This window comes from Haloarcula pellucida (assembly GCF_014647235.1).
Lineage (GTDB): Archaea > Halobacteriota > Halobacteria > Halobacteriales > Haloarculaceae > Haloarcula > Haloarcula pellucida.
Genome location: NZ_BMOU01000005.1, coordinates 66,358 through 79,222 on the forward strand (window position 1 = coordinate 66,358; position 12,865 = coordinate 79,222).

At 62.8% G+C, this 12,865-nt stretch carries 18 protein-coding genes; 9 read left to right on the forward strand and 9 right to left on the reverse strand.

Going from position 1 to position 12,865, the window contains the following annotated elements; translation table 11 throughout:
- Nucleotides 1–7: 7 nt before the first annotated feature.
- Nucleotides 8–970, forward strand: coding sequence for a carbohydrate ABC transporter permease (locus tag IEY28_RS14855; RefSeq protein ID WP_188999397.1), 963 nt, complete (start codon nt 8–10; stop codon nt 968–970).
- Entirely contained in the window at nt 970–2,052 is a 1,083-nt protein-coding gene (locus tag IEY28_RS14860) for a sugar ABC transporter permease (RefSeq protein WP_188999399.1), read from the forward strand. The genes IEY28_RS14855 and IEY28_RS14860 overlap by 1 nt, the downstream gene beginning before the upstream one ends.
- Nucleotides 2,053–2,099: 47 nt before the next feature.
- Here the strand turns inward: IEY28_RS14860 and IEY28_RS14865 are convergent, their stop codons facing one another.
- A complete protein-coding gene (locus tag IEY28_RS14865) occupies nt 2,100–2,807 on the reverse strand; it encodes a nucleotidyltransferase family protein (RefSeq protein WP_188999402.1) in 708 nt (235 codons plus the stop codon).
- Nucleotides 2,808–2,882: 75 nt separating this feature from the next.
- Here IEY28_RS14865 and IEY28_RS14870 point away from each other — a divergent pair, with 75 nt between their 5' ends.
- Both IEY28_RS14870 and IEY28_RS14875 read left to right on the forward strand, forming a co-directional pair.
- Nucleotides 2,883–3,044 carry a hypothetical protein gene (locus IEY28_RS14870; protein ID WP_188999404.1) on the forward strand — a complete coding sequence of 54 codons (162 nt, stop codon included), beginning with the start codon at nt 2,883–2,885 and terminating at the stop codon, nt 3,042–3,044.
- A gap of 54 nt (nt 3,045–3,098) precedes the next feature.
- The gene (locus tag IEY28_RS14875) at nt 3,099–3,842 is read left to right on the forward strand and encodes a DUF429 domain-containing protein (protein WP_188999406.1); all 744 of its coding nucleotides are present in this window, start codon (nt 3,099–3,101) and stop codon (nt 3,840–3,842) included.
- A gap of 70 nt (nt 3,843–3,912) precedes the next feature.
- On the opposite strand, the gene IEY28_RS14880 is transcribed toward IEY28_RS14875, so the two are convergent.
- The 3 genes from IEY28_RS14880 to IEY28_RS14890 are packed head-to-tail and all read right to left on the reverse strand — an operon-like array spanning nt 3,913 to nt 4,501.
- Nucleotides 3,913–4,107: a cold-shock protein gene (locus IEY28_RS14880; protein WP_166968126.1), complete on the reverse strand. Its 195-nt coding sequence runs from the start codon at nt 4,105–4,107 to the stop codon at nt 3,913–3,915.
- A 2-nt stretch (nt 4,108–4,109) separates the two neighbouring features.
- A complete protein-coding gene (locus tag IEY28_RS14885; RefSeq protein WP_166968124.1) occupies nt 4,110–4,304 on the reverse strand; it encodes a cold-shock protein in 195 nt (64 codons plus the stop codon).
- Nucleotides 4,305–4,306: 2 nt separating this feature from the next.
- The gene (locus tag IEY28_RS14890) at nt 4,307–4,501 is read right to left on the reverse strand and encodes a cold-shock protein (protein ID WP_166968122.1); all 195 of its coding nucleotides are present in this window, start codon (nt 4,499–4,501) and stop codon (nt 4,307–4,309) included.
- A gap of 155 nt (nt 4,502–4,656) precedes the next feature.
- On the opposite strand from IEY28_RS14890, the gene IEY28_RS14895 reads away from it, so the two are divergent.
- Both IEY28_RS14895 and IEY28_RS14900 read left to right on the forward strand, forming a co-directional pair.
- Nucleotides 4,657–5,715, forward strand: coding sequence for an ATP-binding protein (locus IEY28_RS14895; protein ID WP_188999410.1), 1,059 nt, complete (start codon nt 4,657–4,659; stop codon nt 5,713–5,715).
- Between the two features lie 37 nt (nt 5,716–5,752).
- Complete coding sequence (locus IEY28_RS14900; RefSeq protein WP_188999413.1) at nt 5,753–6,262, forward strand: hypothetical protein; 510 nt, start codon at nt 5,753–5,755, stop codon at nt 6,260–6,262.
- Here the strand turns inward: IEY28_RS14900 and IEY28_RS14905 are convergent.
- The gene (locus IEY28_RS14905; RefSeq protein ID WP_188999415.1) at nt 6,256–7,281 is read right to left on the reverse strand and encodes an NADP-dependent oxidoreductase; all 1,026 of its coding nucleotides are present in this window, start codon (nt 7,279–7,281) and stop codon (nt 6,256–6,258) included. The two genes, IEY28_RS14900 and IEY28_RS14905, sit on opposite strands and share 7 nt — an antisense overlap.
- Nucleotides 7,282–7,398: 117 nt before the next feature.
- On the opposite strand from IEY28_RS14905, the gene IEY28_RS14910 reads away from it, so the two are divergent.
- Nucleotides 7,399–7,740, forward strand: coding sequence for a hypothetical protein (locus tag IEY28_RS14910; protein ID WP_166968114.1), 342 nt, complete (start codon nt 7,399–7,401; stop codon nt 7,738–7,740).
- A gap of 242 nt (nt 7,741–7,982) precedes the next feature.
- On the opposite strand, the gene IEY28_RS14915 is transcribed toward IEY28_RS14910, so the two are convergent.
- Together IEY28_RS14915 and IEY28_RS14920 are read right to left on the reverse strand one after the other, a co-directional pair.
- Nucleotides 7,983–8,462: a hypothetical protein gene (locus tag IEY28_RS14915; protein ID WP_188999418.1), complete on the reverse strand. Its 480-nt coding sequence runs from the start codon at nt 8,460–8,462 to the stop codon at nt 7,983–7,985.
- 246 nt (nt 8,463–8,708) lie between these two features.
- On the reverse strand, nt 8,709–9,512 hold the full coding sequence (locus IEY28_RS14920; protein ID WP_188999423.1) for an HpcH/HpaI aldolase family protein: 804 nt from the start codon (nt 9,510–9,512) through the stop codon (nt 8,709–8,711).
- Between the two features lie 243 nt (nt 9,513–9,755).
- Here IEY28_RS14920 and IEY28_RS14925 point away from each other — a divergent pair, with 243 nt between their 5' ends.
- Nucleotides 9,756–11,030: a site-specific integrase gene (locus tag IEY28_RS14925; protein WP_188999426.1), complete on the forward strand. Its 1,275-nt coding sequence runs from the start codon at nt 9,756–9,758 to the stop codon at nt 11,028–11,030.
- A gap of 11 nt (nt 11,031–11,041) precedes the next feature.
- Here IEY28_RS14925 and IEY28_RS14930 read toward each other — a convergent pair whose 3' ends face one another.
- Nucleotides 11,042–11,242, reverse strand: coding sequence for a hypothetical protein (locus IEY28_RS14930; RefSeq protein ID WP_188999432.1), 201 nt, complete (start codon nt 11,240–11,242; stop codon nt 11,042–11,044).
- Between the two features lie 982 nt (nt 11,243–12,224).
- Here IEY28_RS14930 and IEY28_RS14935 point away from each other — a divergent pair.
- The gene (locus IEY28_RS14935; protein ID WP_188999435.1) at nt 12,225–12,527 is read left to right on the forward strand and encodes a hypothetical protein; all 303 of its coding nucleotides are present in this window, start codon (nt 12,225–12,227) and stop codon (nt 12,525–12,527) included.
- 20 nt (nt 12,528–12,547) lie between these two features.
- Here IEY28_RS14935 and IEY28_RS14940 read toward each other — a convergent pair whose 3' ends face one another.
- A complete protein-coding gene (locus IEY28_RS14940) occupies nt 12,548–12,811 on the reverse strand; it encodes a DUF7386 family protein (RefSeq protein WP_188999438.1) in 264 nt (87 codons plus the stop codon).
- Nucleotides 12,812–12,865: the final 54 nt, after the last annotated feature.

Here is a 12,865-nt window from a genome sequence, read left to right on the forward strand (position 1 = left end):
GACCAACATGAGTACGGCAACACGCGTCGCGAACCGCGTCGAGAAGGTGCCGTTCCTCAGTCGTGGAGACGCATCGCTACTGCTGGTGCTCCCCGGCCTGTTCATCTTCTCTGCGTTCATGCTGTTTCCTGTCGTCTACCTCGTCGGGATATCCTTCACCAACGCCGAACCGGCGAACCTCTTTGCCGGCGAAGGCGTCGTCTCCATCCTGACGTTCGGTGACGCGACGTTCGTCGGCCTCAAGAACTACGCCAACATCCTAACCGACCCGCAGTTCTGGAACTCCTTCGGTATCACGTGGCTGTTCGTGGCGACGAGCGTGGTGCTGAAGATCCTCACCAGCCTCTCCATCGCGCTGGTGGTCACCAGCGACCTCGTTCGCGGGAAGCGGTTCCTGCGCTCGTTCATCATCTTCCCGATGGGGCTGCCCCCCATCTTCACCATCACGGTGTGGCGGGGCATCTTCAGTTCCGCGGAGTTCGGACTGATGAACCAGTTCCTCACCGGGTTCGGCTTCGAACCGGTCGCGTGGCTCTCGGGTCGCTGGACCGCGTTCATGGCGTACAACATCACGGAAGCGTGGCTCGCGTACCCGTTCATGGTCATCATCACCGTGAGCGCACTGCAGGACGTCTCCGAGGAACTCCACGAGGCCGCCGTCGTCGACGGCGCTGGCTTCGTCTCCCGGTTCCTCCACGTCACGCTCCCCTCTATCAAACGACCGGTACTGTTCGCGACCATCCTGACCTCGGCCGCGTCGTTCCAGCAGTTCCTCATCCCCTTCGTCTTCAACGAGGGAGGGCCCGCTCGGGCGAACGAACTGCTGATCGTCTACGGCTATCGGGAAGCGCTCCAGTTCCAGGAGTACGGTCGCGGGGCCGCCATCAGCATCGTCGCACTCGTCTTCATCGGTGCGTTCATGTGGCTCAACGTCAAGAAAGGACGGCTGGCTGACGGGGTGAACGACTGATGGGACTCCTCGCCAACATCGGGCGAAAGCTCTCGGAGGACGCGAAGAACGTCGCGACGACACCCGTCGACACGCTTCGGAACTGGAAGTACACCGTCGAGGCCGTCCAGCGCGGCGAAGTGCCGGCCTCGGAAGTCGTGAAAGTCGCCGTCTCGACGATACTCGCGACGGTGATGGTGCTCGTGCTCCTCTTTCCCATCTACTGGATCCTGATGGCTGCGCTGTCGGGCAGCGGGGCGTCGCTTTACACCTCAGAGAGTTTCAGGCTAGTTCCGGCCAACCCAACCCTGAAACCGTTCATCTGGGTGATCGGCGACCTCATCGTCCCGGGGTACGCCATCTCGCTCAGCATCCCGCTGACGGACCTCGCCGTCGTGTTCAACACGCCGGAAATCACGATACTCGACGCCGCCAACTACGGCATCGACCGGCCGTCGAGCTTCAAGAAGTTCCTCTGGAACAGCGTCACCGTCGCCATCCCGACGGTGCTCATCGCGATGTCGCTCATCATCCCGGCGGCGTACGCACTCTCCCGGCAGGAGTTCCTCCTGCGCCGGAAGGTGCTGTTCCTCTACGTGCTGATGACGCAGGTCGGTGGCGGCCTCGGCGTCGCCCTGCTCATCGGGATGTACGCCATCTACGTGCAGTTCGGTATCAACGACAGCAAACTGGCACTGGCGGTGTACTACGCCGCGACGGCCGTGCCGTTCAACACGTGGCTGCTGAAGACCTACATGGACGGCATCCCGGTCTCCTACGAGGAGGCCGCCGTCGTCGACGGCGCGCCGCCGTGGCGCGTGGTCACGGAGGTTATCCTCCCGATGTCCGCCGCCGGACTGGCGACGGTGTTCATCTTCATCTTCCTGACCGGGTGGACCGAGTTCGTCGTCGCCCAGACGCTGCTGGGCACGGAGAACTACACCCTGCCGGTCGGCCTGTACTCGCTGGTCGGCGAGTACTCCATCCCGTGGGCGCGCTTCTCCGCCTTCGCGCTCACCTTCGCGACGCCCATCATGCTCGTGTACCTCTTCGCACAGCGGTACATCGAAGGTGGTCTGTCGTTCAGCGGGATGGAAGGGTAACCCGGCCACACCACCCTCACTCTCCGTTCTCGCTCCCCGAGCGACTGCTACGGCAACCGTTCGGTCACTGCCGCGCGGTCCTCGGGGTCGTTGACGTTCCGACACCATCCCTCCAGTTCGACGGTCTCGACGCGGTGACCCGTCCGGACGAGGCGGTCGACGGCGTCGGCCAGTTCGTACTCGCCGCGGGCCGACGGCGCGACCTCGTCGATAGCGGGGCCGATGGCGTCGTCGAAGGCGTAGAACCCCCGCGTGACCAGCGTCGACGGCGGGTCGTCTGGTTTCTCGACGAGGCCGGTGACGCGGCCCTCGGCCCCCGTCTCGACGACGCCGGTCTGCCGGGCCTGCTCTCGCGAGACGGATTCGATCAGCAGCGTCGCGGCCGCGTCGGTCACACGGTGACGCCGGACCACCGCGTCGAGGTTCGCCCGGCAGACGTTGTCGCCGTTCATCACGACCAGTGGCGGATCGGCCACCGACAGCGCCTGTTGCAGCGCGTGAGCGGTGCCCAGTCGCTCGTCCTGCCGGACGTACACGATGGGCGTCCCGCGATAGCTGTCGCCGTAGTGGTCGACCACGTCCTCGCCACGGTAGCCGACGACGACCACCAGTCGATCCACGCCGACCGACACCAGCGCGTCGAAGGCGTACGAGACGAGCGGCTGTCCCGCGACGTCGACGAGTCCCTTCGGCCGGTCAGCCGTGAGCGGGCGCATCCGCGTCCCCTCGCCAGCAGCCAGTACGACGCCGTCCATGGGTGACTGCTCGGGTGCGACGGGAAAAAGCGTCCCGGCGGGTCGCTTTTCACCGGCGACGACCTACTCCGACCGATGACCGACGCACGGTTCGACTGCGACACCTGCGGGCGAACGGTCGCCCGCGCCGAGGCCGACGTGTCGGGGACGTTCGGCGACTTAGACGGGTGGCATACCCTGTGCTGTCCCCACTGCGGGGCGCGTCTGCGGACGGTGTTCGTCGGATCCGAGGAGTGAGCCACCCGACACGAGCGGGTCAGACCTTTGTGCCCCCATCACCGATACCCACCGATGGCTGGGCAACTGCACGTCGGCGTCCACTGGAGCGGCGAGTCATGGCTGGCCGTCGCGTTCGACGCCGACGGCTACGACCACACCGCAGTGTTCGAGGGCATCGGGGACTGCTGGAGCCGCTACGAGGAGACGGCCAGTCAGATACTGGTCGACGTCCCCGTCGGTCTCGTGGAGTCCGGCGACCCCGTCCGGCGCTGTGACGCCCTCGCGCGGTCGGTACTTGGGCCACGGCGAGCCGCCGTCTTCGACCCGCCGGTGCGAGAGGCGACACGGAAGCGGCGGTACTCAACGGCAAATCGCGTCCACGAGCGCAAGAGCGATGCCCCCCTCTCGGAAGCGGCCTTCGAGGCCAGAGAGGGCATCGCGATGTGTGACGAGCTCCTCCGAGAGGTGCCCGAGGCCGCCGCCGTCGTCCGTGAGAGCCATCCCGAGGTCTGCTTCCGCGCGTTCGCCGGCGAGCCACTGGAATACGACCGGGAGACCGCCGGCGGGTACGCCGAACGGATGCGGACGCTGGCCCACTACGACCGCGATGCCCCACCGCTGGTCCAGAACGCCGCCGAGGCGACCGCTGGCCACGACGTGACAGTCGCCGACGTCCTCGACGCCGTGGTGCTTGCCTACACCGTCCGGCCGGGTGAGGGAAAGCTTCGGACCCTGCCGGCGGACCCACCGACGGACACGGCGGGACTGCCGATGGCACTCGTCTATCGGTCGGCAGCGCCGCTCACCGAGTCGTAGCCGGCGACGTTCGACCGCCGGAGCGGCCGCTCACGAACGAGCGTAGTGCTGACTGAAGACAGAACCCGTCTTACAGTCGTTCGAGGTTCGTCGCTCGCGGACCCTTGTCCGCTTGCTCGATGTCGAACTCGACTTCCTGTCCCTCTTCGAGGTCAGGACCGCCGACGTCTTCCATGTGGAAGAAAACGTCCTCGTCTGCGTCGTCCGTCTCGATGAAACCGTACCCGCCCGTGTCGTTGAAGAAATCGACTTTGCCTTTCGCCATCGTTAGAGCCTCGTGACGTTGGTCGCTCGCGGACCCTTGTCCGCTTGCTCGATGTCGAACTCGACTTCCTGTCCTTCTTCGAGGTCAGGACCGCCGACGTCTTCCATGTGGAAGAAAACGTCCTCGTCTGCGTCGTCCGTCTCGATGAAACCGTACCCGCCCGTGTCGTTGAAGAAATCGACTTTGCCTTTCGCCATTGTTAGAGCCGTGTAACGTTGGTCGCTCGCGGACCCTTGTCTGCTTCTTCGATGTCGAATTCGAGTTCCTGTCCTTCTTCGAGGTCCGGACCGCCAACGTCCTCCATGTGGAAGAAAACGTCCTCGTCCGCGTCCTCAGTTTCGATAAAACCGTAACCGCCAGTGTCGTTGAAGAAATCAACCGTTCCTTTCGCCATTGCACTCGAACTGTGACCGGGGCCACGGATAACAGTTCCGGTACGGCCACCGACGGCGCTAAACAGCGGGTCTACCCATCGAGGACGCGGGATTTCGACGCCGAGCGGCGCCGATCGTTCACAACAACTATAGGATTCCTGAGGTTACGTCGGGCATGGACCGGAGGGGGGTATACCAGACTGCGCCGTGGCTACTCGCTGGTCTGGGCGTCGTGCTGTACGGGGTCGCCGCAGTGTGGCATCTCGGCTTCGAGACGAGTTCCCTGAGCGTGTCGAGCGGGCCGGTCGTCTCGTTCGCGCTCGACGGACTCGTTCCGCTGACGCTCGTATACGGCAGTTACCGCCTCGTCCGGGCCGACCTCCCGATGGGGCGAATCTGGACGGTGTTCGTCTGGAGTCTGGCCGGCTGCCTGCTGTTTGCGGTCGTCATCGGCCTGAGCATCCTCATCCGCGAAACCGAGGGGCGAATCGTCGCCGAACCGGTGTTCATCATGTTGCTGGCCGCCGACACGGGCGCTGTCGCGGGCGCCATCGCCGGCTACTTCGCGAGTCAGGCACGTCAAGACGCAGACCGCGCGGCCAGAGCGATACACACCCTGACGTTCGTCAACGACCTCCTGCGTCACGACATCACGAACAGTCTGACCGTCATCGACGGCCGCGCGGGGCTGTTGGCGACCGACGCCGACGACGAATCGACGCGGGCGGCCGCACGCGCCATCCGCGAACAGGTCGCAGAGATAGCCCAACTGGTGGACAACGCCGGCGCGGTCGCGGCGACACTCTCGACCGAATCGGCGTTCGAACACATCGACCTCGTCGGCGTCGTTGCGGACGTCGTCGACGGCGCTCGGGCCACCTACGACGCGACGATTACCGTCGACTCGCCGGACAGCGCGGTCGTCTACGCGAACGAGGCGGTCCGCCCAGTCGTAAAGAACCTCGTAGAGAACGCCATCGAACACAACGGCGGCCACCCCACCGTCGAGGTCACTATCGAGCGGAGCGGCGAGACGGTCCGACTCCACGTCGTCGACGACGGACCCGGCATACCGCCGGCCCAGCGCGAGAACGTTTTCTCCCCCCGCGCGGGCGAGACACCTGGTGGGCTCTACCTCGTCGAGACGCTCGTCGAACGGTTCGACGGCGACATCTGGTTGGCCGACGAGGACGGCGGCGCCCACTTCGTCGTCGAACTCGAGCGGGTCACGTAGGCATACCGTTCTTGTGGGTCGGCCCCGACCCTCGGATATGCTTCGTCGACTTCGGGAGAACGGGCCGGTGGTGCTGGTGCCGCTGGCGTGGACGTTCGCCACCGCGGCCCATCTGGACCTGCTGACACTCCGGACCGTCCTCATCGCACACCTCGTCATGGACGCGATCATCGCCGCGTTCACCGGCCTCTCGTGGCGCGAGATGACCGACGGCATCCTGCTGGCGTGGCGACGGGTCCTGCTGGTCGGCCTCGTCGTCACGCTCGTCGGGACCGCCGGCCTGCTGGCCGACCCGACGCTCGACCCGCTGTTGACGGCGACCGTCGTCGGGTGGATGCTCGTCCCCGCGGCCGGTCTCGCGTACACGGGCCTACACATCGACCGGCACCCGCGCGTCTACACCGTCGGCGCGGCCCTGAGCGCCGGGGGTGCCGTCGCGTACACCGCCGGCGTCCTCGCGCCGCTCTCGGCGTTCGTCCTCGCCGGACTCGCGCTGACGAACGTCGGACAGACGGCCGGTATCGCCGCCGCCGTCTACGACTACTGACCGCCGTCGCGCTCGGCGACCTGCACGAGTTGCTTCCCGATGTTCTCGCCCTCGAACAGGCCGAGGAAGGCGTCCGGGGCGTTCTCCAGTCCCTCGGTGACAGTCTCGCGGTAGGCGACGTCGCCCGCGCCGACCCAGCGCCCGAGCTGTTTGGCCGCCTGCTCGAATCGCGGCTGGAAGTCGCGTACGAGAAAGCCTTCGACGGTGGCTCGCGTCTGGATGAGTTGCCCGAGTTTCCGCGGTCCGGCGGGCGGTTCCTCGTCGTTGTACATCGAGATCTGCCCGCAGACGGCGACGGACGCGTCGACGTTCAGGCGCGTGAACACGGCGTCGGTTATCTCGCCGCCGACGTTGTCGAAGTAGGCGTCGACGCCGCCCGGCGCGGCCTCGTCGAGCGCCGCCCGGTAGTCGTCGGTCGTCTGGTAGTTGATGCAGGCGTCGAAGCCCAGTTCGTCCTCGACGAACGCGATTTTCTCGTCGGAGCCAGCGAAGCCGACGACGCGGGCGCCCTGCAGTTTGGCGAGTTGGCCGGCGACCGACCCGACGGCGCCCGCCGCGCCGGTGACGACGAACGTCTCGCCAGCCGACGGCTGGGCCACCTCGCGCGTGCCGAAGTACGCGGTCAGGCCGGGCATCCCGAGGACACCCAGTCGCGTCGAGAGCGGGGCGACGTCGGGGTCGATCTGCGTCAGTTCCGTCCCCGGAGCGGTGGCGTAGTCGGCCCATTCGAGTTCCCCGGTGACCACGTCGCCGACTTCGAACCCCGCACCGTTCGATTCGACGACTTCGCCGACGACGGCCCCGCGGAGCGCGTCGCCCACGTCCCACGGCTCGGCGTACGACTCGCCTGCGCGCATCCGGTCACGCATATAGGGGTCGACAGAGAGATACAGCGTCCGGACGAGTGCCTCGCCCGGGCCGGGGTCCGGGACGGACTCCTCGGAGCGGTCGAAGGCGTCGTGAGTCGGTGTTCCCTCGGGTCTGTGCGCCAACCGATAGACGCGGTTCGTCGCTGGCATCGCACGCCATACAGGGGGACACTGGAAGGGGGCTTCGAAAGGAGAAACAACCACCGGTTGAAAGTTTATTCGTCGTCAGGCACAGGACATAACCGATGTCGACCCCAAACCCGAGACATGGTCGACGACGACCTCGGTACGGCGACGATAGTGTACGAAACGCCCGAGGACGGCACCGTCGAACGGGTCGTCCAGAACGAACACGTCGCGTACTTTCAGGACCACTGGATACTCAAGACCGACGAGGACGCCGACCGTGACGTCGTCCGGCGGATTCCGCGAGAGCGGGTCCACTACGTCGAGCGGTCGGTCGAGGAGTTCGAACAGGAGGTCGGCACCCTCCGGAATCAGGTGGAATCGTTCGCCGACGACGTGCGAAAGAAACTGCTGGGCAGCGACGACCAGTCCGAACGAGAGGCCCACCACATCGACGTCGAGAGCGACGAAGACGCGTCGTAGCCGCTTTTCGTCACGCCACAGCCACGACCGTCACTCGGTGTGCTGACAGCTGAATCGACGACGCCGTTGCAATGGTGGAGACCAGACTCGGGTGCGTATTACCGACGGCAAGCCCGGTTGCTAGATGGTTGGATTCGATCGTCTATCGGATGGATAAATTCGAGCGAGACGATTAAAACGAAATTAACGGGGACCACAACACCGCCGGACCCGGTGCGCGTGGCCCCCTCGTGCGACAGTAGTCAGGCGACGTCGCGTCGCTCGCTGAACGTCGCCGATCCGCCGTCCCAGTGAACGACTGTCTCGATCCGTATCTTGCCGTCGTTCTGCTTTATCTTCGCCCCACCGACGAACCCGACGTCGATGCGCTTGGTTTTGGTCGACGACTCGTCCGGGCCGAGCGTCCCCACGGACTCCTCGCCCTCCCAGACCGAACTGTCCCCCGTGTAGATGGTCGTCGTGACCGAAATGTTCTCACGCGGGTTTCCGCCGTTGTTCGTTATCTTGACCGTGACGTCCCGGCACGTATTGCCGCACTTCTCGATGTTCCGAACGTCGATGGTGAACGGTCGGACGTGGTTCTCGCTCGGCGTGGCCCCGTTCGGTGTCGCGGTGGGCTGGGTCTGAGTGTCGTCCCCACCACCGAACGGACTGAAGCCGACGGCGACGATACCACCGGTCGCGAGGAGGAGGGCACCGACGACGAGTCCGACTATGACCACCGTCGCACTAGCCCTACGTGACGTCTCCACTCCCAATTTCGAGTCTGCCATGTCGCCCCTTACTCCGTGGTATGGGTTGCTTATTTGCCGACTAATCGGCACCCGACGCGCGTTGTGACCGTATCGAAAACGCCTTCGAGAGCGTATCGAGGGCCCAAAAATAACCGACACGGTCGCGAAAACAGTGTGCTCGCTGTTAGCGAGAGAATCCCATGGAACTGGCCACACCGAGCGGCGACGGGTCGGTCACGCCCGTCTCGGACGCTCCCCCTCGTATGCATCGAACCACCCGTCGACGGTCTGTTTGAGCGCACCGGTGGTGCTCCCGAGGTTCAGTAGCTGGTAGCCGTCGGCCACCTTCTCGTTGACGTCGTCCATCCCGAAGCCGAGACCGCCAACCGGGATCCCCGCGTCGATGGCAGCCGCACGGACCCTCTCGACGGTCTCCTGTACGTCCGGGTGGTCGAGTTCGCCGGGGTGCCCGAGTGACACGGAGAGGTCAAGCGGCCCGACGAAGACGAACCCCAGTTCGGGGACGGCGAGTATCTCCGAGAGGTCGTCGACGGCGGCCTCGGTCTCGACGGTCGTTCCGACGAGCGTCTCCGCGTCTTCGGTGGCGGCGTAGTCATCGGCGAGCCCCCAGCGACGGGCCCGCGGCGCGCCCAGCCCCCGCTTCCCCGGCCCGCCGTCGTATCGGAACCGCGCCGATTCGACGGCTTCGCGGACCTCCGCAGCCGTCTCGACGCGCGGTAAGAAGACGTTCCTGACGCCGAGGTCCAGCACCTTCCGGACCAGCGTCGGGTCCGTATCGGGCAACCGAACGAGGAGTTCGATACCCGTCCGTTCGGCCGCACGGAGCAGGTCCTCCATCGCGGCCGCGTCCCACGGATCCGGCCCGCCGTGTTCTAAGTCGAGCCAGACGAAATCGAGTCCGAGGTCGCCGCAGAACTCCACGAGCGTCGAGCTATACGTGTTGTCCAGCAGACCCAGCGCGGCGTCACCGCTCTCCAGCGTGTCGGCGAGGCCGTTCTGTGGTTGTGACGGAGCCATACACGATAGTGTCACCCAGACTCGATAAAGACCGGGTTCGCTGTGACACGCCCGGCGAGAGGCCGAGACTATCTGGGTCCACACACCGCACGAACTGCTCTCCGCTCGCGGAAACGGGGAGACAGCCCGGTCTTCAGTCGAGTACGGTAGCTTCTCGAATGAGGATCGAAGAAAACGGGTATGCCGCCTCCCAGACTGCGACCGACAGTTCATATCCTCATGCTTAGAAGCCCGTTGTAGACGATGACCAACCCTGTCGAAAGAATCGACGCTCTCCGGGAGCGAATCAGCAGGTCTGAACGACTCTGCGAAGCCGACAAAGAAGCCCTCACGAGATTCTCCAAGGAGATGGAGTTCCTCGATGCGCGATACTCCGATAAACGCCACATCAAGCTTCTCCAGCACTGCATCATCCTCGCTGGAGACTCCCAAAAATACGCCCCTGACGAACTTCCGGACGTGCGTCTCGTCGATACTTTCGACAGTGAAACCGCTGTCAAAGACGTCGGTCGCTGGATCAAGCGGAACTTCGACAACGAGGAGACGAAGCGAGATTACAGAGTCGCAGTTCGGATGTTTGGCGAACACGCTACCGAGGGGGAGGAAATACCCGAGCCGATTCAGCGGCTCTCTGCTGGAACCCCGCGCAACTACAACCCGGTTCCCGACCCGGCAAAGATGCTCTGGTGGGAAGAGCACATCCAACCGATGGTCGAGAACGCTCACCACTTTCGTGACAAGGCGGCCATCACTGTCGCGTGGGACTCCGGTGCACGAAGTGAAGAGTTCTGTAACCTCCGCGTCGGAGACGTTTCCGACCACGAACACGGATTGAAGATATCGGTCGACGGGAAACGGGGGGAGCGGTCGATCCTCCTCATTCCCAGCGTCCCGTACCTCCGTCAGTGGCTCAATGTTCATCCGGCCTCGGACAACCCTGCTGCGCCTCTCTGGTGCAAGCTCAATTCGGCAGAAGAGGTCTCCTACCGGATGAAGCTCAAGATGCTGAAGAAGCCAGCCCGCCGAGCTGGTATCGACCACACGGACATCACGTTCCGACGTATGAGAAAGAGTAGTGCCTCCTATCTCGCTAATCAGAACGTCAACCAGGCCCATCTCGAAGACCATCACGGGTGGAAGCGTGGATCTGATATCGCCTCTCGGTACGTCACGGTCTTCGGAAAAGCAAATGATCGAGAGATTGCGCGTGCTCACGGAGCTGATGTCCAAGAAGAGGAACACGAGCGTCTCGCACCAGTTACCTGCCCGCGTTGCCGCAACGAGACCCCGCGAGAAGATTCGCTCTGTGTCTGGTGTGGTCAGGCAATGGAACAGGGAGCGGTCGAAGAACTGCACGCCGAGCAGCGAGAGACACGAACCGAACTGCTCCGTATCGCCCGCGAAGATCCGACCCTGCTCGACGACATCGAGCGGTTCGAACAGGTGATGGAGTTCGTCGATTCCAATCCCGGAATCGTACGGGAAGCTAGAGCGTTCGTCGACGCAACTACTGACTGACTCAGCGACCATCAAGCGACACCTCCGTCTTCGTCACGAGCTCGTGTCAGGTCATGTTCTAGATCATCAAGACAAGGCTCAGGCCCGTATTTGATGAGTGCTGAGAGAGCCAGCCCTCTGACGAACTTGTCGTCAGAGTGTTTCAGGATGCGAATGAGGGTTTCGTGGTTCTCGCGGACGAATTTTTCCGGATCGCCGTCGTAACCCCGCATCAGGCATCATCCTCCCGTATTGCTTTCGAGACGATGTCTGTGGGATCGTGCTTCTTTGCGATGTGGGCAGACGGGACTTTTTCTCGAAGGTCCTCTCCACAGAAAGGACACTTGACTAGTCGAACCCGGTGGTGCGCGCGATCCTCTATCATCGCAGAACCCCCAGGATTCGATTAGTCGTTTGAGGGTTCGTCTGATTGTACTCAATTCGTCCAACTGGTTTGTGCGATTCTGCACGTTCGATGGCCAGCATTTACTTTTGATCGGAGTGTCGGCAGCGAAGCTGGGCAATCAGAAGGAGCCAAGAGAAACGCTTTATCGGTGTGGTACCTAGCGCTCATCCGGAGCCCCATTCTGGGTTGCTCCAAGCGGTACGATTCGATGTCTTGGGGAGTTGGCTAAGGGAACCTTGTCCCCACGACATCGTTTCATTCAACACATTACATCCTGGACCAGTCTGAACATGTAGCCATCACCTCGCGTGGGTCCGCAGTTAGGGATGTTAGATATATTATGATTACCTAAGAACCAAGGATATGGTTCAGATACTGTCTCGGAGGCACTGCTACAATATATTTCTAACTCTACCGAGGCTCGACTGGCACAATCAGTCAACTGAATTTTGTTTTCAGGAAGGGATCCCGGTCAGGGGGTAGGGAAAGGCCATGTAGCCGGATTAAATTGTGGCTGGTAGATACTTGAACTGTCGGTCATAGTAATGTGGAACACCCCGACCAAAATTGGTCGAGGTGAGCTACATGGACCAAAGCCCCCTAATCGGGACCCTGGCTGGGTGCTTTAATCTGCCACAAGGGCAGGCCCTAACCGCACCCGATACTAACTTACGTATTCTTATATATCAAGTGTCGGTTTTCCTCGTGATAGCAATCCCCCGATTGATACCCACACCAATCGGGACAGTCAGTATGCACCAACGGTCGACCGAGGGTTGATGATGGTGTCTGTTTTAGGACAAGTCACAATGGCAATCCCGAGAGACCTGGAGCTGCGTATCAACGGTCACCTCCAGGAGATCCGCGACGAGAACAACCGGGTGATTGGCAGTCGCCAAGGGTTTCCTCCAGCAATCACCGGATACGAGAACACACTCAAAAGCGTTGCAGAGTGTGCAACAAAGGCTGAGGTGGATCACGTTGCTGAGGAAATCAAAATCACGATTCGAGAAGAAAGCAAACGTCCACCAAACCGTAAGATCCGGCGTATAGCCCGATCGGTGGTTTCCCGTGCTGGCTATCCCGCGGATGACTTTCTCAATACAGCGTAGGTTTCAGGACCTCTCACAGACTAGCGCCACCGGCTTTCGACCGAGGTTCGATATCGGAGACCGACCACCGACGTATTGAATTGCTGTATCGTGGTTGGATCCAGTTCCTGCCGAGCATCGTCAAGGTTCTCGTAGGACTCGATCAGATGTGTTAGGGCAGCGTCGATGACGACAGAGTTCGGTGGGTCGTCGGTTTCGCTGGCTGCAATGATGTCCTTGGCCCGGTCGAGAAGGTGGTGGCGCTCGTCGGTCAGTCGGATGGTCGTCCGCTTGGTCGATCCCATTATAATCTGATGTATGCACCGGGGGGTCTAGAGCGTTATTCTCGGGTAATTGTC